Genomic DNA, 21,378 nt, shown 5'->3' on the forward strand with positions numbered 1-21,378 from the left:
GTATTGATAATCGATACCCATGAGCACCACCGCCGACCTTGTCACCCTGTTGAAGCAGGAGCTGAAAACAGCCCGCATGACGTATGCCGACCTGGCCGTGGCCCTGGGTATGGCCGAGTCAAGCGTCAAACGCATGCTGACCAAGGGCGACATGCCGCTGTCGCGCATTGACGCGATTTGCCGCGCGCTGAAAATGGACTTTGCCGAGTTGGCCCGGCGCGTCGCCGACGCGCAGCCGCTGCTGGCCCAACTGACCGAAGCGCAGGAAAAAGCCGTAGTGGCCGACAAAAAACTCATGCTGGCCGCCATCTGCGTGCTGTCGCAGTGGACGCTGGAGCAAATCACCGGCAGCTACCGCTTGAGCGAAGCCGAATGCATCGGCTACCTGGTGCAGCTGGACCGCATCGGCATCATCGAGCTCAAGCCGCTGAACCGCTACCGGCTCAAGCTGGCCAAGACGTTTCGCTGGCGCGCGCACGGCCCGGTGATGGATTACTTTCGTGAAAACGCCCTGCTCGACTATTTTTCAGGCGGATTCGACGGCGCGGGCGAAGGCCTGCTGCTGGTCCACGGCGCGATCAGCCGCAGCCTGGCACCGTCTTTCATGGAACGCATGCAGCGCGTGGCACAAGACTTTGCCCAGCAGCACCAGGCCGACCAGAAGCTGGCCAACAAAGACCGCGAAGGCTACACCTTGCTGCTGGCGATGCGAGGCTGGGAGTTTGAGGCGTTTGCGGCCTTGCGGCGCTGAGCTATTGCACAGCCCGTGTTGCAGCTCATCAATCCAGCGCCGTGAACACCGTCAACACGCCGGTATAGCCATAGAGCTGGTTGCGGGCGATCTCGCCGCCGGCAAAAAAACCGACCAGCGGTACGTCGCCCAAGGCGCGCCGGATGATCTGCATTTCTGCGCTGGGCGCGCCAAAATGCGGCCCGCCGCGTCCGGAACAGCTGACGTAAACGGCGCCGGCAATGCGCCGTGCCGGGTGCGGCGCGGACTGTTCCTCGGGCAGGTTCAGGGCGCTGGCCACTTCCAGCGTGAGCGATTCGGGCTCCAGCTCTTCGCGGATTTCGGCGCAAATGCGCACCAGGTCGGCGCGCGCGGCTTCGGCGTTGCGTTCGCAAAAAGCCAGCTTCATGCCGACGCTGGGCACTTCGGCAATCGCGATGCCCTGGCGCGCAGGGTCCAGCCCGATCAGGTGGCGCACCCGGACTTCGCCGCCGAACTGGCCCGCACGCCGTATGGGCCGGTCATTGAGCGCGTCGTCCTCGGGGCTCAGCCCGACCAGCGTGGCGCGTACTTTGGCCAGCGCCTCGCGCGGTTGCTCCAGCGACACGCCCAGGTCGGCCAGCATCACCTTCAGCGCTGGCTGGCCATTGAGTTCGGTGACGACATTGGCGTCGCAGGCGGTGATTTCATAGGCCTTTGAAACCGGCCTGCAACCCTGCGTGACGCGCGACATCAGGCCCATGCTGCCGGTGGCGTCGCGCGCAAACGCCACGCCGCTCAGGCCGCCGCTGAAGACGCCGCAAGCCGCGCCCTGCCCCTTCAAGTTGCCGTGGCCGCTGAGCGAAAACTGCACGGTTTTGCGCCGGCTCGACGCCAGGCCGCCAAAGACATAGCCGCTGTCGGTGCGCGCGGCCATTTCGCTGATCAGCTCGGCCACGTCAGGGGTTGAGGCATCGGCATGAACGAGTGCGGTATGCGCCTTGAACACACCGCTGCGGGCCGGCGGCAACGGCGAAACACCAGAAAACACGCGGTAATGGTCATGCGGCAGTTCGCACAGCATGACGGCCAGCGCCGGCTCGTCAAAATATTCAACGTTGTTGGAGGCGATGCCCACGCCGACCGTGCCGCTCCAGTCGGTGATGAAGGGCAATTCGGCGCTCAGGTGGTCTAGGATTTCCTGGGCGTCGTCGGCATAGTGGTCGGTGATGTAGAGGAGCGCCAGCGTCGGCGCGCCGGCATACGCTGGCAAGGCCAGGTAGCCGCGCAGCTGCGCCAGCACCAGGCCAGCGGCCATCTGCCATTGCGGATGGGTGGCGTGGCCGTAGGGGAAAAGTTTCATAAAGAATGCCGGTGAGTCATGAACCCGACAAGGCTAAACGATTGGTTTGGCGCGGGGGTAAGCCCCGGCTTGATCGCGCAGCTCAGCGTGTGGTTTTTCGGGCCGCAGCTTTGGGCTTGGCAGCGGCCTTGGGCGCTGACTTGACAGCGGCTTTTTTGGCCGCAGGCGCTTTGGGCGCAGCCCGCGATGACGGTTTGGCGGCTTCAGGCTTGGCCCAGCTGCTGGCTGCGCGGGCGCCGTCGGTCATGGTTTTGGTGGCGCTTTCAGCCATGCCTTTGGCCATGTCGGTGACGGTTTTCACGGCGTCCTTGGCCATGTCGCTGGCGACGTTCTTGGTGGCGTCCAGCGCGCTGGTCTTGGCCACTTCCTTCATGGCTTCGGCGGCAATGGTCTGGAACTGCTGGGTCAGCGCGCCCCACCACTGCATCGGGTCAGCCAGGCCGGTGGCGGCGGGCGCTTCATCGGCATCGGCATCGGCCTTGGCAGGAGCAGGTTCAGGGGCGGCTTTGGCTTTTTCGGCCTGGAAAGTTGATGCGGGAATTTCGAGACCGGCAAAAGTCTTGGCCTGGTCGGCGAACTGCTGCATGCCGGCCATGCTGTCGCCGATCTTGAGCTTGAAGGCATTGGCGACATCGCCCATGTTGAAGTTCATGCCCTTGAGCGTGGCGAGCGTCATTTTCTGCACTTCCAGCGCCTGGATGGTGGCCTTGAGCGCGGCGGCGTTCTGGTCGAGCCAGAACTGCACGGCCTTCAATTCCTGTACCCGCTTGTCGAGTTCTTCGACGTTGAGCGTGGGCGCAATCCAGTTGGCCAGGTTGGGCAACTGCGGAATGGCTTGCGCGGTGCTGCCAGCCTGCTTGGTCAGGTTTTGCAAAAAGTCAAAGCCGGGCACCAATTTGCCAAAGTCGGGGAAGGACGGAATGTTCGGATTGCTCATGGGGTTTGTCTCCTGGCGGGTTGTGCAATATTGCATCGGGCGGAACGGGCTTTGGCAGCCGTTTGCCGGTGGCACAAAAGGCGCGAAAGCCCCCTGCGCACGGTTTCAATTGTGCAGTGTGACCGCAGCGCGTCAACTGGTTTTTTTGCCGGCAACCTGGCTTGTGTGTCCGAGCCGATGCGTCAGGCAGGCCAGCACCCGGTTTTTAACGTCAAACAAGGCTCAAGCGCTTGCTGTCACTTCGCAACCAGCTACTATTTAAATAGCAATTAGTTCAATTCTGTCCACAAAGAAAAGCAGGCGGTTGACGCACTGGCGCTAGTTGCAGGCACACCCGCGAGGCCGCGCACACGGTGTGCCGGGGCTGATAAGCTGGCGGCATGAAAAGCTTGTTTCACTTTGCCTTTAACGTGACCGACCTCGACCAGGCGCGCCGCTTTTATGCCGGCGTGCTGGGCTGCACCGAAGGCCGCAGCACCGACAGCTGGGTTGATTTTGATTTTTTCGGCCATCAGCTGTCGCTGCATCTGGGCACGCCGTTCAAGACCGAAGCGACCGGCCATGTCGGCAGCCAGTTGGTGCCCATGCCGCACTTTGGACTGGTGCTGGAACTGCCCGACTGGCAGGCGATGGCGGCGCGCCTGCAGGCAGCCGACACGCGTTTTGTGCTGGCGCCGCAAGTGCGCTTTGAAGGCCTGCCGGGCGAGCAGTGGACGATGTTTTTTTACGATCCGTTCGGCAATCCGATTGAAATCAAGGGCTTGCGCTCGTTTGAAACGCTCTACGCGGCTTGACAGGCACGCAGTGTCTATTCCGGCGAAGCGATTTTCTGGTCAATAGCGCCAAACACCGACTGCCCGTTTTTCCCCTTGGCTTCGACGCACAAGCTGTCGCCAAACTTCATGAAACGCGTGCTGGCCTTGCCGTTGTCCAGGGTTTCGACGGCGCGCTTTTCAGCAATCGAGTTGTAGCCACGGCTCCAGTCGGCGTTGCTGACTGCGCCCGAACCGACGATGCTGCCGGCGCCCAGTGGCCGGTTTTTGCACAGCTGCGCCAGCAGCTGTCCAAAATGAAACGTCATGTCGCTGCCAGCATCGCACAGGCCGACCTTGCGGCCGTTCCAGCTGGTGTGCAGGGTCAAGTCAAGCCGGCCTTCGCGCCAGGCCCCGCCGGTTTCGTCAAGCGTGACCGCCACCGGGCTGAAGGCGGCCAGGGGCCGGCTCTGCAGACAACCTGCGCCTCTGGCCAGTTCATCAGGCATCAGCTGGCGGAGCACCACCTGGTTGGCCAGCATCAACAGCCGGATGCCGTCAAGCGCGGCTTCGGGCTTGGTGCCCATCGGCAGGTCGCCGGTGATGACGGCGATCTGGGCTTCAAAGTCGGTGCCGAAGGCTTCGCTGGCGACTTCCACCTCGTCGCACGGGCCGAGCAGATGGCCGCCGGCGCTTTGGTGCATCAGCGGCTCGGCATAAAAATTCCTGGGCAATTTGGCTTCAGCGGCCTGGTTCAGGCGCTCTAGGTGGCTGATGAATGCGCCGCCGCTGGCCCACTGGTAGGCGCGTGGCAGCGGGGCCATGCAGCGCGCCGGCTCAAAGGGAAAAGCATGGCGCGCCTTGCCGCTGTTGAGCTGCTCGGACAGGTCGGCCAGTTGCGGCGACATGAAGCGCCAGTCGTCCAGCACCTGCTGCAGTGTGTTGGCAATGCCCGTCGCATAATGAGCGCTCGAAAGATCGCGCGACACCACCAGCAGCTGGCCGTCGCGCGAGGCGTCTTTGTAAGTGGCAAGTTTCATCAAAATCCTGGGTAAATGGCCGGGCCAGGCGTGCAACGCTCCACGCGCCGGGTGACAGGCACAGATTGTGCCGTGGCGCGCAGCGTCAATCGACCGGGCGTCCGGGCGGTTGCGGCCAGCGGGCCAGGTGTTTAGCTTTCATGAAAACCAACGTCCTCATCAACACTCCAGCCCTCCCCGTCCCGCCAGCGCCAGCGTCCCGCATGCGTCAGTTCACGCCGGACTGAGCCCGGATGCCGTTACCTGTCTTAAATTCTTCCGCCATGCCACGCGCTGCGCCGCCCTGGCGCATTTTGGCCGTGCTGGCGCTGGGGGTGCTGGGGGTGCATGCCGTGCTGCTGCAAACGCAACCGGCCCACATCGGCCCGCAGACCGCGCCGGTTTCACCACGCGTTGCGGCGTTTGAGACGCGCAGCATTGCCGTGCCGCCGATGACGACGCCACCAGAAACCGCTGCGCCGCCTGCCGCGCCCACGCCACGCGCTGCGCCGACCCGAAAAAAGCCTGTTTTCAAGAAAAAAGTGGCTCCTGTGCAGGCTGCACGGGCGCAACCAGCTATTGAATCCATAGCAGAAGCCGTGCCGGAAAATCGTACTGACGAAGCGCCAGCCGCCGCGCCAGACTCGTCCTCAGACCTGGACAGCGCACCAGCCACGCCCGCCGGCGACCCCGAAACCCCCGCCGTTTCAGAAGCAGAACCACCGGCCAATCCCGCCGCCAGTACCGTAGTCGCCGCCACCGCCCCGGCCAGCGCTGCGGCTGCCCCGCCGCCCGGCGCCAGCCAAACGCCCGTCACGGCCATGGCGTTGCCCGCCAGCGTCCAGCTCGACTACAAGATGACCGGCAGCGCCAAGGGGCTGACCTATCACGCCAATGGCGAGCTGGCCTGGCAAAACACCGGCAGCGTCTACAACGCCAGCATGACGGTCAAGGCGCTGTTCATCGGTTCACGCACCCTGAGCAGCACCGGCCAGGTCAGCGACCAGGGCCTGGCGCCCAGCCGGTTTACCGACAAGTCACGCACCGAAGTGGCGGCCCATTTCGAGCCTGACAAGGGCCAGATCAGCTTCAGCGCCAACACGCCTACCTTGCCGTGGACGCAGGGCGCGCAAGACCGGGTGAGCGTGTTCATGCAGCTGGGCGGCATGCTGGCGGGCAACCCGGCGGCATTTCCCGTGGGCAGCCAGATTTCGCTGCGCACGGTCGGGCCGCGCGATGCTGACACCTGGATGTTTCTGGTGGAAGCCGAAGAGCGCCTGAGCCTGCCGTTTGGCGAGCTGGCGACGCTGAAGCTTTCGCGCAAGCCCCGGCATGAATACGACCAGAAGCTTGAAATCTGGTATGCCCCGGCGCTGGGATATTTGCCGGTGCGCAACAAAATCACTCAGGCCAATGGCGATTTTGTGGACCAGGAACTGAAAACGCTGACCCGGCCCTGAACGCCGCCCGCCGTGGCGGCTGCAGGCTTGCCCGCTCTTGAAGTTGACGCCATCGTGGCCATCTACCCTGTCAAAGGACACATCCATGCAACTGCTTTACGACTCGGAATCTTTTGTGGTGGTGCAGATTCACGCGAATGCACCTGAAGAATCCGCCCCGGTGCCGGCCATTCCCCAACTGGCCCGCAACGGCTTTGAAATTGTCGACAAACGCTCGGGCAAAGAGGTGTATCTGGATGGCTCGTGGGCAGAAATGTTCCAGCTGCGCCTGAGCGCCTGGGCCAAAGACACGCCGACGCAAGAGGAAGTTGAAGACACGCTGGAGAGCTACAGCGGCCTGGCCACAACGCCGATTTCGCTGCACTGAGCAAGGCGCGCTTCTGTGCGCCAACGGGACTTGACGGGCAGCCGCAGGCGTTGCCGCTAAAAAGTCTGAAAACGGCCCGCCGCAGGGCAGGCTTTACTTTAGTATCCAGCCATGCTGTTCATTTCCCGCCCCCCTCTTTCCTTCCGTTTGGCCTTGCTTGTGACGGCCTTTTCTGCGCTGATGACAGCGGGTTGCGCGGGCCGGCCCCAGCTGCCCATCCTTGAGCAAACTGGCAGCCGCGCATCCGTCCAGACCACGACCCGGCTCGAAGCGCTGCTGCCCGCCGATGTGTTGCTGGTGGGCGAACAACATGACGCCGCCGCGCACCAGGAAATCGAGCAACAAATCGTCTCCAGCCTGGCCAACCAGGGCTTGCTGGCGGCCGTGGCGCTGGAAATGGCAGAAGTCGGCGTCAGCACCGCCAAGCTCCAGCCCAACGCGACCGAAGTGCAGACCCGCAACGCCTTGAAATGGGACAACAAAGCCTGGCCCTGGAAGGCTTACGGGCCGGCCGTGATGACGGCAGTGCGCGCCGGCGTGCCGGTGCTGGGTGCCAACCTGCCGCGCGAGCAGATGCCGGCCAGCATGAGCGACGCCAAGCTTGACGGGAAACTTCCCGGCCCGGCGCTGAAGGCGCAGCAGCAAGGCATCCGCATCGGCCACTGCAACTTGCTGCCCGAAAGCCAGATCACGCCGATGACACGCATCCAGATCGCCAAGGACATCACGATGGCCGACACCCTTCACCAGTTGCTGCTGCCCGGTAAAACCGTGGTGCTGCTGACCGGCAACGGCCATGCCGACCGCACGCTGGGCGTGCCGCAACACCTGCGGGCCGACGTGAAGGCCAAATCCCTGCAACTGCGCGCTGGCGATGGTGCGACCACCGACAGGCCTGACGCTTTTGACGGCGTCTGGCCGACCCCGGCCTTGCCGGACAAAGACTACTGCGCGGGGCTGAAAGCGGAGTTGCTGCCCGCCGCCAAATAAGCCGGCGGGCAGCGCGCCCGCTCAGGCGTGCTTGCGAATCGCGTCAGCGACTACGTTGACGATGCGGTCGATGTGTTCTTTTTCCACGATAAACGGCGGGCAAACCACCACGTTCTCGCCGGCAGGCCGCACCATGACGCCGTTGTGGAAGCATTCCATGAAGATGTCGTAGGCGCGCTTGCCCGGCGCGCCCGCCACCGACGCCAGCTCGACCGCTCCGGCCAGCCCCAGCGTGCGGATGCCGATGACGTTGGGCAGCCCCTTCAGGCCGCTGTGCATCGCATCGCCCAGCACCTTGCCCATTTGCCCGGCGCGCTCGAACAGGTTTTCCTGCTGGAACAATTCCAGCGTGGCAATGGCCGCAGCGCAGGACACCGGGTGGCCTGAATAGGTGTAGCCGTGGAAAAACTCCACTGCGTACTCGGGGCTGTTGGCGCTGCCCTTCATCATGGCGTCGTAAATGCGGTCGGTGCAGATCACGCCGCCCAGCGGAATCACGCCGTTGGTCACGCCTTTGGCAAAGTTCAGCATGTCCGGCACGACGCCGTAGTAATCGGCACCAAAATTGCAACCCAGGCGGCCAAAGCCTGTAATCACTTCGTCAAAAATCAGCAAGATACCGTGCTTGTCGCAAATCTCGCGCAGCCGCTTCAGGTAGCCCTTGGGCGGCAGATACCAGCCGGCGCTGCCGGATATCGGCTCAACGATCACGGCGGCCACGTTGCTCGGGTCATGCAACGGCAAGATGCGGTTTTCCAGCTCCAGCAGCAGGTCTTCAGTCCACTCAGGCTCGACGCCGTTAATGTAGGCATGGTTGACCGGGTCATGGATGAAGCGCAGGTGGTCCACGCGCGGCAGCAGGGCCGCGCCGTACACCTTGCGGTTGGCCGGAATGCCGCCCACGCTCATGCCGCCAAAGCCCACGCCGTGGTAACCCCTCTCGCGGCCAATGAACACATTGCGGTGGCCTTCGCCGCGCGCCCGGTGGTAGGCCAGCGCCACTTTCAGCGAGGTGTCGGCGGCTTCCGAGCCGGAGTTGCAAAACAGCACCTTGTTCAGGTCGCCCGGTGCCATGTCGGCGATCATTTCGGCGGCCTTGAAGGCCTGGTCGTTACTGGCCTGGAAAGTGGTGGCGTAGTCCAGCGTGTCGAGCTGCTTTTTGATGGCTTCGTTGATGGGTTTGCGGTTATGGCCGGCGGTGACGCACCACAGGCTGGAAATACCGTCAATCACCTGCCGGCCATCATGCGTTGTGAAATGCATGCCGTCGGCAGCGACGAAGATGCGCGGGTCTTTCATGAAGCTGCGGTTGGGCGTGAACGGCAGCCACTGGTGGTCCATGTTGAAGTTCTGATAAGCCATGTCGGTCTCCTGAATGCAAAAAGGTGAAGCGGGCGAATGCAAGACGAATCTGCATTCTGGCACCCCAGGCGCCGGGCGCGGCAACAAGCCCGCCAAAAGCCCAACCGCCGCGCGCCACCTGCGACAATTCACCCCCTATGAATCACGCTTATGTTCTGACCCTCTCTTGCCCCGACCGCCGGGGCATCGTGCATGCCGTATCGGGCTTTCTGTTCGAGCATGGCGGCAATATTGAAGAAGCTGCGCAATACAACGACCAGGGCACGGGCCTGTTTTTCATGCGCGTGCAGTTTGCCTGCGACACGCTGACGCACGCAGAGCTGTCAAGCCGTCTGGCCACGTTTGCCGAGACGTTCCAGATGAACTGGAAACTGCACGATAGCAGCCAGCCGATGCGCACGGTGATTCTGGTCAGCAAGGAAGGCCACTGCCTGAACGACCTGCTGTTTCGCTGGAAGTCGGGCCTGCTGCCAGTCGACGTGCGCGCCATCATTTCCAACCACCGCGAGTTTTACCAGCTGGCGGCGAGCTACAACATCCCGTTTCATCACCTGCCCGTCACCACCGCCACCAAGGCGCAGGTCGAGGCCAAACAGCTGGAAATCATCGAATCTGAAGGGGCCGAGCTGGTCGTGCTGGCGCGCTATATGCAGATTTTGTCGAACGACCTGTGCAAGCAGCTGGCGGGCCGGGCCATCAATATCCACCACTCTTTCCTGCCGAGTTTCAAGGGGGCAAAACCCTACTACCAGGCGCACGACCGGGGCGTCAAACTGATCGGCGCCACCGCGCATTACGTGACGGCTGACCTGGACGAAGGCCCGATCATCGAACAAGACGTGGCGCGCGCCGACCACGGCAAGACGGTGGAAGACCTGACGGCGATGGGCCGCGACACCGAAAGCCAGGTGCTGGCACGCGCCGTCAAATGGCACAGCGAACACCGGGTGGTGCTGAACGGCCACAAAACCGTGATTTTCAAATAGGCGCACCGCATGGCAACTGCTGAAACTCCTTCCACCCAGACCGGCGTGCCGCCCTTTGTGCGCGGCCCTGTGCCGATGGAGGCCTACGCAGTGCCCAGCGCAGCCGCCAAGCGCATTCCGCCCATCCAGTGCCTGCTGACGTTTGAAGCGCTGGCGCGGCTGCGCAGCGTTACGTTGTCAGCGGAAGAGTTGTGCGTCACGCCCAGCGCGGTCAGCCACCGCGTCAAGCAGCTGGAGCAGATCATCGGCACCAAGCTGTTTGGCCGGGCCGATTTTTCATTGACGACCGAAGGCAGCGAATACCTGGCGCATGTGCGCGAAGGCCTGGCCACGCTGCAAAAGTTTCCGGGCACTGCCGGCCAGAGCGCCACGCCGGGCAAGCGCAAGCTGCGCCTAGCGGTCACGCCGACCTTTGCACGCTCGATTTTGATTCCGCGCCTGCGCCAGTTCACCGAAGCCTATCCCGAGATTGACCTGACGCTGCAGGTGTCGATTCCGCTGCTCGACGTGGTGGCTGAAGATTCGGACTTGATCGTGCGTTTTGGCACCGGGCGCTATGCCGACCTGGAGCATGTCTGCCTGCTTGATGACGAAGTGACGCCGCTGGCTTCGCCGACCTTTTTACGGGAACACGGGCCGTTTGACACGGCCGAAGACCTGCTCGGCGAAAACCTGCTGCGCTCGCCGCTGGAGCCGTGGCGCACCTGGTTTGCCGCCAACAAGCTGGACTGGCCCGAGCCGGTCGAAGGTTCGCAGTTCAACGACGTGGGCCTGATGTGCGACTGCGCGGCCGCCGGCATGGGCATTGCGCTGGTGCGCCTCAAACTCGGCGCGCCGTGGCTGGAAAACGGCTCTTTGGTGCGGCTGGACACCAACGAAGTTTTCAGCCGCAAGGTGCCCAGCCCGCATGCGCACTATTTGTGCTGGCGCACCGGCACGATGGATCGCTGGGAATGCGCAGCATTTGCCGACTGGCTGCGCAAAAGCCTGGTCTAGCGCCTGATGGGCCCGCTACCGCGACGCGGGCGGCCTGCAAAGCGTCTCGGGAACGCTTTTATGCATCAAATAAACCTCTTGTGCAATATGGTCGAGCGCAAGCAGCTATTAATAAAATAGCAAGTTGATTTCTGGCAATGCCGGTCAATACGCCGCCAATTTCCGCTCCAGCCCCACGCCGCATTTCACGCCGGCCTTTAAAAATCTTCACTCCGGCGCGGGCGGCTTGGACTAAAGTCTGGTTTCACTGATGGAACACGACCATGAACGCACCCGCCTCTTCCCAGCATCTCTCTTCGCTTGAACGCACTGAGCGCCAAAGGCAAGTCGTGCGCGCCCTGGAGGCCGTGCTGCCTGGCCACGCATTGCTCTGGAACAGCGAAGACACCACGCCCTACGAATGCGACGGGCTGACGGCTTACCGCGAGCGGCCGCTGGTGGTCGTCCTGCCCGAAACCTATGCCGAGGTGCAGGCAGTGCTCAAGGCCTGCCATGCGCTTGATGTGCCAGTGGTGGCGCGCGGCGCGGGCACCGGGCTGTCGGGCGGCGCGATGCCGCACCGGCTGGGTGTGACGCTGTCGCTGGCCAAGTTCAACAAGATTTTAAAAGTCGATGCGACGAGCCGCACGGCGCTGGTGCAAGGCGGGGTGCGCAACCTGGCAATTTCCGAGGCCGCCGCGCCGTACGGCCTGTATTACGCACCCGACCCGTCCAGCCAGATCGCCTGCACCATCGGCGGCAACGTGGCCGAGAACTCGGGCGGCGTACATTGCCTGAAATACGGCCTGACAGTACACAACGTGCTGAAGGTCAAAGGCTTCACCATTGAAGGCGACGAGGTCGAATTCGGCAGCGATGCGCTGGACACGCCCGGTTACGACCTGCTGGCGATCGTCATCGGCAGTGAAGGCATGCTGGCCGTGACCACCGAAGTCACCGTCAAGCTGATTCCCAAGCCGCAACTGGCGCGCTGCATCATGGCCAGCTTCGACGACCTACGCAAGGCCGGCGACGCGGTGGCCGGCGTGATTGCCGCCGGCATCATTCCGGCCGGGCTGGAAATGATGGACAAACCCATGACAGCTGCGGTCGAGGACTTTGTGCATGCCGGCTACGACCTGAACGCCGCCGCCATCCTGCTGTGCGAAAGCGACGGCACGCCGGAAGAAGTCGAGGAAGAAATCGGCCGCATGAGCGCGGTCTTGGCGCGCTACGGCGCCACGGCCATCACCGTCAGCCAGAACGAAGCCGAGCGGCTGCGCTTCTGGAGCGGCCGCAAGAATGCCTTTCCGGCGTCGGGCCGCATCAGCCCCGACTACATGTGCATGGACTCGACGATTCCGCGCAAACGACTGGCCGACATTTTGCTGGCGATTGCCGGGATGGAAATCAAGTACGGCCTGCGCTGCGCCAACGTGTTCCATGCGGGCGACGGCAACCTGCATCCGCTGATCATGTTTGACGCCAACGACGCCGACCAGTTGCACCGCTGCGAATTGTTCGGTGCCGACATCCTGGAAACCAGCGTGGCGATGGGCGGCACGGTGACGGGCGAACACGGCGTGGGCGTGGAAAAGCTCAACTCGATGTGCGTGCAGTTCTCCGCCGAAGAAAACGAGCAGATGTTTGGCGTCAAGCGGGCGTTTGACCCGAAAGGCCTGCTCAATCCGGGCAAGGTGATCCCGACGCTGAACCGCTGCGCGGAGTACGGAAAAATGCTGGTGCGCGGTGGCAAAATCTCGCATCCTGATTTGCCGCGTTTTTGAAACCTGCTGCGCCGTTGACCCGGAAAAAATGCAGTCAGCCATCACCTCCCTGCGTCATGCCAGCGAAGAGCCTGCCCTCGACCTGATCGGGGGCGGGTGTCCAGACTTGCTAGAACTTTTCAGTCCGTGTTGCTGGATTCCCGCCTTCGCGGGAATGACGAACGTGAATTTAATATTTACCAAGGAATCGGTGCGATGAATGCCTTGCGCGGAATGGCGTGGCTGCTTGTCTTTCAGTCGGCGGGTGAATTGATGGCGCGCGGGCTGGGTTTGCCGTTGCCCGGCCCGGTCATTGGCATGGTGCTGCTGCTGTTGGCGCTGCGCTGGCCTGCGGTGCAAACGCCAGTGTCGCAGTGCGCTGATTTTTTGCTGTCGCACCTTTCGCTGCTGTTTGTGCCGGTGGGCGTGGGCGTGATGACGCATCTTTCGCTCGTCAGCCAGTACGGCGTTCGCATGCTGGCCGTGGTGGTGCTGTCTACCCTGGCCGGATTGGCGGTCACGGCGCTGAGTCTTCATCTGCTGAGGGACAAAAACCTGGTTCAAGCGCCGCCCCATATGCAGGGAAAAGATGCCGATGTCTGATTTTGTCCAACTCTGGGTCTACCTTTCGGCAACGCCGCTGTTTGGCCTGACGGCGACGCTGGTGGTGTATGTGCTGGCGCATGCGGCCTACCTGCGGGCCGGCCATGCGCCGTGGGCCAATCCGGTGCTGTGGTCGGTCATTACGCTGGCCTGTGCGCTGCTGGCCACCGGCGTGCCCTACCCGACTTATTTTGCCGGCGCGCAGTTCATTCATTTCCTGCTCGGCCCGGCGGTGGTGGCGCTGGGCTGGCCGCTGTGGCTGCGCCGCGCCGAATTGCGCCAGCGCTGGGGCCGGCTGCTGATAGCGGCCCTCGCCGGCGGCAGCGTAGCGGCAGGCTCGTCGCTGCTGCTGGGCAAGTGGTTCGGCCTGCCGCCGGAGCTGATTCTTTCGCTGGTGCCCAAATCAGTCACCGCCCCGGTGGCGATGGGCATTGCCGAGCAGATCGGCGGCATTCCGGCGCTGGCAGCCGTGTTTGCGGTGATTACCGGGCTGGTCGGCGCGCTCTGTGGCAAGTACCTGTTTGCGCTCTTGCGCATCCCCAAAGATACGCAAGGCTGGGCAGCGCGCGGGTTTGCGCTGGGAACGGCATCGCACGGCATTGGTGCCGCCCGCGCCATGCAGGTGAATGCGGACGCCGGCGCGTATGCCGGACTGGCGCTGGGCCTGCAGGTGGTGCTGGCGTCGCTGCTGATTCCGCTGGTTTACCGGCTGTTTTAAGCACGGCTCAATGGCCCGATGCGCTTGCCATGAATGAAGCCGCGCAACACACAACGCCTGCGTGGATTCTTCTTGATCACAATGCTATTTAATTAATAGCTTTCAGCACACGCCGGATATGCGCAAAAGCCTGTTTTAGTGCATAACCTGGCGCGCTTTGCGCAGGGAGGGCCGGTATCATGCGTGCAGGCCATTTCCGTGCCTGTTCTTCACGCTGCTGCTCCATGAAAAAATCGCCGGGTTTTACTGTTCACGATATTGCCCGGCTGGCCGGGGTGTCGGCCATGACCGTCTCGCGCACGCTCAACCACCCGGAAAAAGTCTCGCCCGAAGCACTGGCCAAAGTGCGCGAAGTCATCGCCCGCACCGGCTTTGTGCCCAACGGCATGGCGCGCGGCCTGCGCTCGTCCAAAGCCAAGCTGGTGGCGGCGGTGCTGCCCACGCTGGTCGGCCCGGTGTTTCAGGAAACCGTGCGCGCCTTGAGTCAGGCGCTGGAAGAACGCGGCTACCAGCTGATGATTGGCCAAAGCGGCTACGACACCTCGCGCGAAGACGCCCTGCTTGACGCCATCATCCGGCGCCGGCCCGACGGCATCGTGCTGACCGGCATCATGCATTCGCCCGAGGGCCGGCGGCAACTGCTGGCGTCAAGCATTCCGGTGGTCGAGACCTGGGACTTGACGCCCACGCCGATTGACATGCTGGTCGGTTTTTCGCATGAGCGGATCGGCCAGTCCGTCTGCCACTACCTGTACAGCCGGGGCTACCGGCATCCGGTGCTGCTCAGCGCCAACGACGACCGGGCGCGCCGCCGCATTGAAGGTTTCCAACGCATGAGCCGCACGCTGGGCCAGGAGCCAGCGCCGACACACCTGGTCGAGGCACCGACCACCCTGAACTCGGGCCGCACCGGGCTGGCGGCCATCCTGAGCGCGTATCCGCAAACCGATGCGGTGTTCTGCAGCTCTGACCTGCAAGCGCTGGGCGTGCTGATTGAGGCGCAGGCGCGCGGCATCACGGTGCCGGGGCAGTTGGGCGTGGTGGGGCTGGGTGACCTGGAGCTGGCCGCCAGCCTGGAGCCGGCGCTGACCACGGTGCGCATCGACGGCACGCGCATCGGCCGCACCGCTGCGCAGTACATCGTCGATCGCACCGAAGGCCGCAGCGTGAAGGAGCCGATTCTCGATATCGGCTTTGAAATCATCGAGCGCGCCAGCGCCTGAAAATCCGCAGGCGCGCTGGGCTGCCTCAAGCAAGGTCAGTCCCTCGGGGGACAGCGCAGCACACGCAGTGGCCAGCGTGGGGGCGCAACGACCTACCGGCCGCCAAAAATCGCCGTTCCCACCCGCACCATCGTGCTGCCGGCACGAATGGCGGCCTCCAGGTCTGCCGTCATGCCCAGCGACAGCGTGTCCATCGGCACGGCCAACTCACCCGAAGCGTTTATCTGATCAAACAAGGCTCTTGCGCACGTGTGCAGGGCGCAAGCAGCTACAAAATCAATAGCAGGCTCCGGGATCGCCATCAGGCCGCGCAGCACAAGGCGCGGCAAGCGGGCGACTTCTGCGGCCAGCGCCAGCGCATCGCCGGGTGCGACGCCGGACTTGTTGACGCCGCCGTCGATATTGACCTGCAGGCACACTTGCAATGGCGCCAGCGCCGGCGGGCGTTGCTCGCTCAGGCGCTGGGCAATTTTCAGGCGGTCCACCGATTGCGCCCAGTCGAAATGCTCAGCCACCAGCCGCGTCTTGTTGCTCTGGATGGGGCCGATGCAGTGCCATTCCAGCGTCCCGGTCGCGACACCGGTGCGCGGGGTTTCATCAGCCTGCCAGCGGCGCAAGGCGTCGATTTTTTCGACGCCCTCGGCAATGTAGTTTTCGCCGAAAGCACGCTGCCCGGCCTGGACGGCGTCGATCACCGCATCGGCCCCAAAGGTTTTGGAAACTGCCAGCAAGCGCACGCTTGAGGGGTCGCGCCCGGCGGCCAGACTGGCGGCGTTAATGCGGTCATGGACAAGGCGGAGATGATGCGAAATCGTGGTCATAATCCGACTGTAAGCTCAGATTCAATTTGCAAGGAATGCCCGCAATGGATATTACGCAACTGCTGGCGTTTAGCGTCAAAAGCAAGGCATCGGACTTGCATTTATCGGCAGGGTTGCCGCCCATGATCCGGGTTCACGGCGACGTGCGGCGCATCAACATTGACCCGCTGGACCACAAGCAGGTTCATGCCATGGTGTACGACATCATGAATGACACCCAGCGCAAGCACTATGAAGAGTTTCTGGAGGTCGATTTCTCCTTCGAGATTGACGGCTTGGCGCGCTTTCGCGTCAACGCCTTCAACCACAACCGGGGCGCCGGCGCGGTGCTGCGAACCATTCCCTCGAAAATCCTGACGCTGGAGCAGCTGGGCGCACCGAAGATTTTTGGCGAACTGGCCATGAAGCCGCGCGGCATGGTGCTGGTGACCGGCCCGACCGGTTCGGGCAAATCAACCACGCTGGCCGCTATGGTCAATTACCTGAACGAAAACGAATACGGCCACATCCTGACGGTCGAAGACCCGATCGAGTTTGTCCACGAGTCCAAGAAATGCCTGATCAACCAGCGCGAAGTCGGCCCGCACACGCTGAGCTTTGCCGCCGCGCTGAAATCGGCGCTGCGCGAAGACCCGGATGCGATTCTGGTGGGCGAAATGCGTGACTTAGAGACCATTCGCCTGGCCATGACGGCGGCTGAAACCGGCCACCTGGTGTTTGGCACGCTGCACACGTCCAGCGCGGCCAAGACGATTGACCGGATCATTGACGTGTTTCCAGCCGAAGAAAAGGAAATGATCCGCTCGATGCTGTCCGAATCGCTACAGGCGGTGATCTCGCAAACGCTGTGCAAGACCAAGGACGGCCAGGGCCGGGTGGCGGCGCATGAAATCATGCTGGGCACGAGCGCCATCCGCAACCTGATCCGCGAGGCCAAGGTGGCGCAGATGTATTCATCGATCCAGACCGGCAACAGCGTAGGCATGCAGACGCTCGATCAAAACCTGACCGATTTGGTCAAGCGCAACCTTATTTCGCCCGCAGAAGCGCGCGGCAAAGCCAAGATTCCCGACAACTTCCCCGGCTAAAAACCCCCAGCGCACAAGCAGGAACGAAAACCATGAAGGGCTTGACCGGGTTTCTCAAGCAGTCCACGCCGACTGCCGCAGACACGCACAGCCCCGACACGTTCCGTTTTTTTGAGCGTGTTTGTTGGACAGGGCCTGGCGGGCCCGCAAGCTCTCACGGCGCTTGCGCGTCGTGAGCAAGAGACTCAGTGACAACCAGTCCGGTACGGCAGCCGGACTGACAACAGACAGGACATCTCATGGAACGCGATCAGGCCAGTAAATTCATCAACGATCTGCTCCGGCTGATGATCAGCCGTGGCGGCAGCGACCTGTTCATCACCGGCGATTTTCCGCCGGCCATCAAGGTCGACGGCAAGCTGACCAAGGTGTCTTCGCAGCCGCTCAATGCCAACCACACGCTGACGCTGGCGCGCGCCATCATGAACGACAAGCAGGCGGCCGAGTTCGAGCGCACCAAGGAATGCAATTTCGCCATCTCGCCACCCAGCATCGGGCGCTTTCGCGTCAATGCCTTCATGCAGCAGGGCAAGGTCGGCATGGTGATGCGGGTTATTCCGGCGGTACTGCCCACGCTGGACGGCCTGGGCATGCCGCAGGTCATGAAAGACGTGGTGCTGTCCAAACGCGGCCTGGTCATTTTGGTCGGCTCCACCGGGTCAGGCAAATCAACCACCATGGCCGCCATGCTGGACTGGCGCAACGAACAATCGTTTGGCCACATCATCACGGTCGAAGACCCGGTAGAGTTTGTGCATGCCCACAAGAACTGCGTCGTCACCCAACGCGAAGTCGGCCTGGACACCGACAGCTGGGAAGCAGCCCTGAAAAACTCTTTGCGCCAAGCGCCCGATGTGATTTTGATGGGCGAAATCCGCGACCGCGACACCATGGAGCATGCACTGGCTTTTGCCGAAACCGGCCACCTGTGCCTGGCGACGCTGCATGCCAGCAGCGCCAATCAGGCGCTGGACCGGATCATCAACTTTTTCCCGGAAGAGCGCCGGACGCAGCTTTTGATGGATTTGTCGCTCAACCTCAAAGCGGTGGTCTCGCAGCGACTCGTTCCCAAGCAAGACAGCAAAGGCCGCTTTGCAGCGGTCGAGATCATGCTCAACTCGCCCCTGATTTCAGACCTGATCTTCAAGGGCGATGTCAGCGAGATCAAGGAGATCATGAAGAAAAGCCGCAACATGGGCATGCAGACTTTCGACCAGGCGCTGTTTGATGCCTTTGAAGGCAACCATATCCTCTACGAAGACGCCTTGCGCAACGCCGACTCTGTCAACGACTTGCGGCTGCAGATCAAGCTTTACTCACAGCGCGCCAAATCCACCGACCTGTCGGCAGGCACCGAACACTTTTCCATCGTGTAACGCCGTGGTGAACGCCAGCAGCCCGGCGCGCTTGCGTTCAGTTCATTGAACCCCTTTTGTGCATCCGATCACCATGCCCAGCACCCAACCCAAAACCTACGAATCTTCAACCCCTGTCCCGGTGGCCTTTCTGGGTCTTGGCGTCATGGGGGCACCGATGGCCGGCCACTTGGCGCTGGCGGGGCATCAGGTTACGGTCTACAACCGCAGCCAAGCCAAAGCTCACAGCTGGAAAGCCGAATTCAAGGGCGCGTGGGCCGCCACGCCGCGCGAAGCCGCCGCCCAGGCCGACATCGTTTTTTGCTGTGTCGGCAACGACGATGATCTGCGCTCGGTCACGCTGGGAGCAAACGGCGCATTTGCAGGCATGAAGCCGGGTGCGGTTTTTGTCGATCACACCACCGCCTCGGCCAACGTCGCCAGAGAACTCTACGCCGCAGCAAAAAGCCTGGGCCTGCAGTTCATCGATGCGCCGGTGTCGGGCGGCCAGGCTGGTGCGCAAAACGGTGCGCTCACAGTCATGTGCGGCGGCGAAGCGGCGGCGTTCGAGCGCATCAAGCCGGTCGGCATGGCGTTTTCAAAAGCCTTCACGCTGATGGGCGAAGCCGGTGCCGGCCAGATCACCAAGATGGTCAACCAGATCTGCATCGCTGGCCTGGTCCAGGGTTTGAGCGAAGCGGTCGCCTTTGGGCAAAAGGCCGGACTGGACATGAACCAGGTGCTTGAGGTGATCGGCAAAGGCGCAGCGCAAAGCTGGCAACTGGACAACCGGGGCAAAACCATGGTCGCCAACCAGTTTGATTTTGGCTTTGCCGTTGACTGGATGCGCAAGGACTTGGGGCTGGTACTGGACGAAGCCAGGCGCAATGGCGCGCGTTTGCCCGTGACGGCGCTGGTAGACCAGTTTTACGGCGATGTGCAAGCGATGGGCGGGCAGCGCTGGGATACGTCCAGCTTGGTCAAGCGCTTGACATAAGCAGCGCCCGCCTAAAGCAACGGGCCTGTTCAGGCCTGTTGCCAAAAATCTGCCCCAAATTCAGATACCCACAGGTTTGTCGGCAGCCTGTTGCTTAACTCCCTCAGGCACGGTGTTCAGGCGATTGAGTTCCTGCTCGCTGATGAGCTCGAAAATCCGGACGACCTTTTGTACGCCCGGCGTTGCACGCGCCACTTCTGTGGCCCGGTCAGCCTCGCGCTGGGTGACACGCCCCATCAGATAGGTCGTGCTTCGCTCGGTGACCACCTTGAAGGCATTGGACTGCAAGTCTCCGGCGTTCAGCAGCATGGCCTTGATGCGGCCGGTGAGCAGCGCATCGGCAGACCGGTCCATCAATGACGGCGTGTCGATCACGGACAGTTCATTGACCACCGATGCTACGTTGTTTATCTGCTTGACGACTTGCTCAACCGCCTGCTGGTCTTTCAGGTTGGGCACTTCGCCAGTCAACAGCACCTGGCGGTTATAGCTGGTGACGCTGACCCGGACGCGCGTGCCGAAATTGGAGCGGATCTGGTTCGCTGCGCGCAACTCGATGCCCTCGTCGTCAAGCTGGGCGCCCGAGGTTCGGCGGTCAACCGCCAACAAGGAACCGCCCACCATGGCGCCTCCGACAATCAGCGGGCCCACGCAGGCGGTCAGCGCCCCCGAGAGCAACACCGCTGCACCGACCGTGCAGGCCAATCGTTTCAATACACCATGGTTCATACCGAAGACTCCTGATCGCCAAGTAACTGGGTATCCACGCCGTCGCAAATGCAGTGAATCACGAGTGAATGCACTTCCTGGATTCGGGCGGTACGTTCATGCGGCACACAAATATGCACATCGGTTTCGCGCAGGGCTTGCTGGATCTTGCCGCCGCCCCGGCCGGTCAGCGCGACGACGGTCATGTCGCGCTCATGCGCCGCTTCAATGGCAGCCAGCACATTGACCGAATTGCCACTGGTGCTCAGCGCCAGCAACACGTCGCCGGCAACGCCCAGCGCACGCACCTGCTTGGAGAAGATCACGCTGAAATCGTAATCGTTGGCAATCGCCGTGATGATGGAGCTGTCCGTCGTCAATGCGATGGCACCGAGTTCAGGCCGCTCGCGTTCGTAGCGGCCGACAAACTCAGCCGCGAAGTGCTGGGCATCGGCCGCCGAGCCGCCATTGCCGCAGGCCAGCACCTTGTTGCCACTGGTGACGCTGGCCAAAATGGCATGCACTGCTGCAGCGATGGGTTTGGAAAGGACTTGCGCCGACTGGTATTTCAGGTCGGCGCTGTCGATAAATTGCTGTTCGATTCGTTGTTCAAGCATGGGCTTGATGATAGCGGGTCACCGCGCGCCACTGTACGGCTGAACCGCTTGAGTGAGGTGGCCGGAAAACCTGGTTACAAATTTGCCGCCTGAAGCACCGGACTTTTAAGGCTGGCCGTGGCTCAAGAGGCATCAAACGCTGCTGTCAGCCATTCGATGCTGGCCGGCGGCTGACTGCCTTCAGACAGCGCACCATTGACCAGCACCACATCAAAACGGCAAGGCGGCAAGCTGGAAAAGCGCATCAGGTAATGGCGAGCGGCAAAAATGATGCGCCGCTGCTTGGCACTGCTGATGCTGGCCCCCGCGCCGCCATGCGACGCCTTTGTCCGCTGACGCACTTCAACAAATACGAGCGTGCCGTCGGGCGTGCGCATGATGAGGTCAATCTCGCCGCCGCCGCGTCCGGGCGTCCGATAATTGGACTCCACCCATCGCAGGCCGGCGCGAACCAAATGGGCCCGTGCGGCCGACTCGGCAGCATCACCTTGCGACTTGGTGGTAACCTTCTTCGGCCATGTTGTCGCGCTGCCTGCAACACTTTTCGGCGGCACCGCCACCG

At 62.5% G+C, this 21,378-nt stretch carries 22 protein-coding genes; 14 read left to right on the forward strand and 8 right to left on the reverse strand.

Annotated elements, in window-relative coordinates; genetic code table 11:
• The first annotated feature begins 19 nt into the window (after positions 1-19).
• Positions 20-751, forward strand: coding sequence for a helix-turn-helix domain-containing protein (locus RCH06_RS02120; RefSeq protein ID WP_327079783.1), 732 nt, complete (start codon positions 20-22; stop codon positions 749-751).
• 28 nt (positions 752-779) lie between these two features.
• Here RCH06_RS02120 and RCH06_RS02125 read toward each other — a convergent pair whose 3' ends face one another.
• Both RCH06_RS02125 and RCH06_RS02130 read right to left on the reverse strand, forming a co-directional pair.
• Complete coding sequence (locus RCH06_RS02125) at positions 780-2,072, reverse strand: FIST signal transduction protein (protein WP_327079784.1); 1,293 nt, start codon at positions 2,070-2,072, stop codon at positions 780-782.
• 82 nt (positions 2,073-2,154) lie between these two features.
• Positions 2,155-3,009: a PhaM family polyhydroxyalkanoate granule multifunctional regulatory protein gene (locus RCH06_RS02130; protein WP_327079785.1), complete on the reverse strand. Its 855-nt coding sequence runs from the start codon at positions 3,007-3,009 to the stop codon at positions 2,155-2,157.
• Between the two features lie 380 nt (positions 3,010-3,389).
• Between RCH06_RS02130 and RCH06_RS02135 the strand changes: the two genes are divergently transcribed.
• Positions 3,390-3,803 (forward strand): VOC family protein, encoded by a 414-nt coding sequence (locus RCH06_RS02135; RefSeq protein ID WP_327079786.1) that lies wholly within the window; start codon positions 3,390-3,392, stop codon positions 3,801-3,803.
• Between the two features lie 14 nt (positions 3,804-3,817).
• Here the strand turns inward: RCH06_RS02135 and RCH06_RS02140 are convergent, their stop codons facing one another.
• Entirely contained in the window at positions 3,818-4,801 is a 984-nt protein-coding gene (locus RCH06_RS02140) for a fumarylacetoacetate hydrolase family protein (protein WP_327079787.1), read from the reverse strand.
• Positions 4,802-5,064: 263 nt separating this feature from the next.
• Between RCH06_RS02140 and RCH06_RS02145 the strand changes: the two genes are divergently transcribed.
• From RCH06_RS02145 to RCH06_RS02155, 3 genes are all read left to right on the forward strand, one after another.
• A complete protein-coding gene (locus tag RCH06_RS02145; protein WP_327079788.1) occupies positions 5,065-6,240 on the forward strand; it encodes a DUF3108 domain-containing protein in 1,176 nt (391 codons plus the stop codon).
• 85 nt (positions 6,241-6,325) lie between these two features.
• Entirely contained in the window at positions 6,326-6,607 is a 282-nt protein-coding gene (locus RCH06_RS02150; protein WP_327079789.1) for a BTH_I0359 family protein, read from the forward strand.
• A gap of 111 nt (positions 6,608-6,718) precedes the next feature.
• Entirely contained in the window at positions 6,719-7,597 is an 879-nt protein-coding gene (locus RCH06_RS02155; RefSeq protein WP_327079790.1) for a ChaN family lipoprotein, read from the forward strand.
• Positions 7,598-7,618: 21 nt separating this feature from the next.
• Here RCH06_RS02155 and RCH06_RS02160 read toward each other — a convergent pair whose 3' ends face one another.
• Positions 7,619-8,959 carry an aspartate aminotransferase family protein gene (locus RCH06_RS02160; RefSeq protein ID WP_327079791.1) on the reverse strand — a complete coding sequence of 447 codons (1,341 nt, stop codon included), beginning with the start codon at positions 8,957-8,959 and terminating at the stop codon, positions 7,619-7,621.
• Between the two features lie 137 nt (positions 8,960-9,096).
• Between RCH06_RS02160 and purU the strand changes: the two genes are divergently transcribed.
• The 6 genes from purU to RCH06_RS02190 all read left to right on the forward strand — a co-directional run bounded on the left by purU (position 9,097) and on the right by RCH06_RS02190 (position 15,230).
• Positions 9,097-9,945, forward strand: a complete 849-nt coding sequence (purU, locus tag RCH06_RS02165) for a formyltetrahydrofolate deformylase (protein ID WP_327079792.1) — start codon at positions 9,097-9,099, stop codon at positions 9,943-9,945.
• A gap of 75 nt (positions 9,946-10,020) precedes the next feature.
• Positions 10,021-10,941, forward strand: coding sequence for a LysR substrate-binding domain-containing protein (locus tag RCH06_RS02170; RefSeq protein WP_327079918.1), 921 nt, complete (start codon positions 10,021-10,023; stop codon positions 10,939-10,941).
• Positions 10,942-11,204: 263 nt separating this feature from the next.
• A complete protein-coding gene (locus RCH06_RS02175; RefSeq protein ID WP_327079793.1) occupies positions 11,205-12,707 on the forward strand; it encodes an FAD-linked oxidase C-terminal domain-containing protein in 1,503 nt (500 codons plus the stop codon).
• A gap of 195 nt (positions 12,708-12,902) precedes the next feature.
• Entirely contained in the window at positions 12,903-13,289 is a 387-nt protein-coding gene (locus RCH06_RS02180) for a CidA/LrgA family protein (RefSeq protein WP_327079794.1), read from the forward strand.
• Complete coding sequence (locus RCH06_RS02185) at positions 13,282-14,007, forward strand: LrgB family protein (protein ID WP_327079795.1); 726 nt, start codon at positions 13,282-13,284, stop codon at positions 14,005-14,007. Before RCH06_RS02180 ends, RCH06_RS02185 begins: the two co-directional genes overlap by 8 nt.
• A gap of 224 nt (positions 14,008-14,231) precedes the next feature.
• Complete coding sequence (locus tag RCH06_RS02190) at positions 14,232-15,230, forward strand: LacI family DNA-binding transcriptional regulator (protein ID WP_327079796.1); 999 nt, start codon at positions 14,232-14,234, stop codon at positions 15,228-15,230.
• A gap of 92 nt (positions 15,231-15,322) precedes the next feature.
• Here the strand turns inward: RCH06_RS02190 and RCH06_RS02195 are convergent, their stop codons facing one another.
• Positions 15,323-16,051 carry a YggS family pyridoxal phosphate-dependent enzyme gene (locus RCH06_RS02195; protein ID WP_327079797.1) on the reverse strand — a complete coding sequence of 243 codons (729 nt, stop codon included), beginning with the start codon at positions 16,049-16,051 and terminating at the stop codon, positions 15,323-15,325.
• Positions 16,052-16,095: 44 nt separating this feature from the next.
• Here RCH06_RS02195 and RCH06_RS02200 point away from each other — a divergent pair, with 44 nt between their 5' ends.
• From RCH06_RS02200 to RCH06_RS02210, 3 genes are all read left to right on the forward strand, one after another.
• Positions 16,096-17,139: a type IV pilus twitching motility protein PilT gene (locus tag RCH06_RS02200; RefSeq protein ID WP_327079798.1), complete on the forward strand. Its 1,044-nt coding sequence runs from the start codon at positions 16,096-16,098 to the stop codon at positions 17,137-17,139.
• Positions 17,140-17,378: 239 nt separating this feature from the next.
• Positions 17,379-18,515, forward strand: coding sequence for a PilT/PilU family type 4a pilus ATPase (locus RCH06_RS02205; protein ID WP_327079799.1), 1,137 nt, complete (start codon positions 17,379-17,381; stop codon positions 18,513-18,515).
• A 73-nt stretch (positions 18,516-18,588) separates the two neighbouring features.
• Positions 18,589-19,491, forward strand: coding sequence for an NAD(P)-dependent oxidoreductase (locus tag RCH06_RS02210; protein ID WP_327079800.1), 903 nt, complete (start codon positions 18,589-18,591; stop codon positions 19,489-19,491).
• A gap of 60 nt (positions 19,492-19,551) precedes the next feature.
• Here RCH06_RS02210 and RCH06_RS02215 read toward each other — a convergent pair whose 3' ends face one another.
• The 3 genes from RCH06_RS02215 to RCH06_RS02225 all read right to left on the reverse strand — a co-directional run bounded on the left by RCH06_RS02215 (position 19,552) and on the right by RCH06_RS02225 (position 21,376).
• On the reverse strand, positions 19,552-20,220 hold the full coding sequence (locus RCH06_RS02215) for a BON domain-containing protein (protein WP_327079801.1): 669 nt from the start codon (positions 20,218-20,220) through the stop codon (positions 19,552-19,554).
• Positions 20,217-20,816 (reverse strand): phosphoheptose isomerase, encoded by a 600-nt coding sequence (locus RCH06_RS02220; protein ID WP_327079802.1) that lies wholly within the window; start codon positions 20,814-20,816, stop codon positions 20,217-20,219. Before RCH06_RS02220 ends, RCH06_RS02215 begins: the two co-directional genes overlap by 4 nt.
• Positions 20,817-20,938: 122 nt before the next feature.
• Positions 20,939-21,376 carry a YraN family protein gene (locus RCH06_RS02225; protein ID WP_442799579.1) on the reverse strand — a complete coding sequence of 146 codons (438 nt, stop codon included), beginning with the start codon at positions 21,374-21,376 and terminating at the stop codon, positions 20,939-20,941.
• Positions 21,377-21,378: the final 2 nt, after the last annotated feature.

Origin of the sequence: Polaromonas sp. CG_9.5 (genome assembly GCF_035984465.1) — a bacterium.
Lineage (GTDB): Bacteria > Pseudomonadota > Gammaproteobacteria > Burkholderiales > Burkholderiaceae_C > Polaromonas.

Bases quoted from the DNA above. Each gene is read 5' to 3' on its own strand.
- RCH06_RS02120 (WP_327079783.1), top strand. From the start codon at position 20: ATGAGCACCACCGCCGACCTTGTCACCCTGTTGAAGCAGGAGCTGAAA.
- RCH06_RS02125 (WP_327079784.1), bottom strand. From the start codon at position 2,072: ATGAAACTTTTCCCCTACGGCCACGCCACCCATCCGCAATGGCAGATG.
- RCH06_RS02130 (WP_327079785.1), bottom strand. From the start codon at position 3,009: ATGAGCAATCCGAACATTCCGTCCTTCCCCGACTTTGGCAAATTGGTG.
- RCH06_RS02135 (WP_327079786.1), top strand. From the start codon at position 3,390: ATGAAAAGCTTGTTTCACTTTGCCTTTAACGTGACCGACCTCGACCAG.
- RCH06_RS02140 (WP_327079787.1), bottom strand. From the start codon at position 4,801: ATGAAACTTGCCACTTACAAAGACGCCTCGCGCGACGGCCAGCTGCTG.
- RCH06_RS02145 (WP_327079788.1), top strand. From the start codon at position 5,065: ATGCCACGCGCTGCGCCGCCCTGGCGCATTTTGGCCGTGCTGGCGCTG.
- RCH06_RS02150 (WP_327079789.1), top strand. From the start codon at position 6,326: ATGCAACTGCTTTACGACTCGGAATCTTTTGTGGTGGTGCAGATTCAC.
- RCH06_RS02155 (WP_327079790.1), top strand. From the start codon at position 6,719: ATGCTGTTCATTTCCCGCCCCCCTCTTTCCTTCCGTTTGGCCTTGCTT.
- RCH06_RS02160 (WP_327079791.1), bottom strand. From the start codon at position 8,959: ATGGCTTATCAGAACTTCAACATGGACCACCAGTGGCTGCCGTTCACG.
- purU (WP_327079792.1), top strand. From the start codon at position 9,097: ATGAATCACGCTTATGTTCTGACCCTCTCTTGCCCCGACCGCCGGGGC.
- RCH06_RS02170 (WP_327079918.1), top strand. From the start codon at position 10,021: ATGGAGGCCTACGCAGTGCCCAGCGCAGCCGCCAAGCGCATTCCGCCC.
- RCH06_RS02175 (WP_327079793.1), top strand. From the start codon at position 11,205: ATGAACGCACCCGCCTCTTCCCAGCATCTCTCTTCGCTTGAACGCACT.
- RCH06_RS02180 (WP_327079794.1), top strand. From the start codon at position 12,903: ATGAATGCCTTGCGCGGAATGGCGTGGCTGCTTGTCTTTCAGTCGGCG.
- RCH06_RS02185 (WP_327079795.1), top strand. From the start codon at position 13,282: ATGTCTGATTTTGTCCAACTCTGGGTCTACCTTTCGGCAACGCCGCTG.
- RCH06_RS02190 (WP_327079796.1), top strand. From the start codon at position 14,232: ATGAAAAAATCGCCGGGTTTTACTGTTCACGATATTGCCCGGCTGGCC.
- RCH06_RS02195 (WP_327079797.1), bottom strand. From the start codon at position 16,051: ATGACCACGATTTCGCATCATCTCCGCCTTGTCCATGACCGCATTAAC.
- RCH06_RS02200 (WP_327079798.1), top strand. From the start codon at position 16,096: ATGGATATTACGCAACTGCTGGCGTTTAGCGTCAAAAGCAAGGCATCG.
- RCH06_RS02205 (WP_327079799.1), top strand. From the start codon at position 17,379: ATGGAACGCGATCAGGCCAGTAAATTCATCAACGATCTGCTCCGGCTG.
- RCH06_RS02210 (WP_327079800.1), top strand. From the start codon at position 18,589: ATGCCCAGCACCCAACCCAAAACCTACGAATCTTCAACCCCTGTCCCG.
- RCH06_RS02215 (WP_327079801.1), bottom strand. From the start codon at position 20,220: ATGAACCATGGTGTATTGAAACGATTGGCCTGCACGGTCGGTGCAGCG.
- RCH06_RS02220 (WP_327079802.1), bottom strand. From the start codon at position 20,816: ATGCTTGAACAACGAATCGAACAGCAATTTATCGACAGCGCCGACCTG.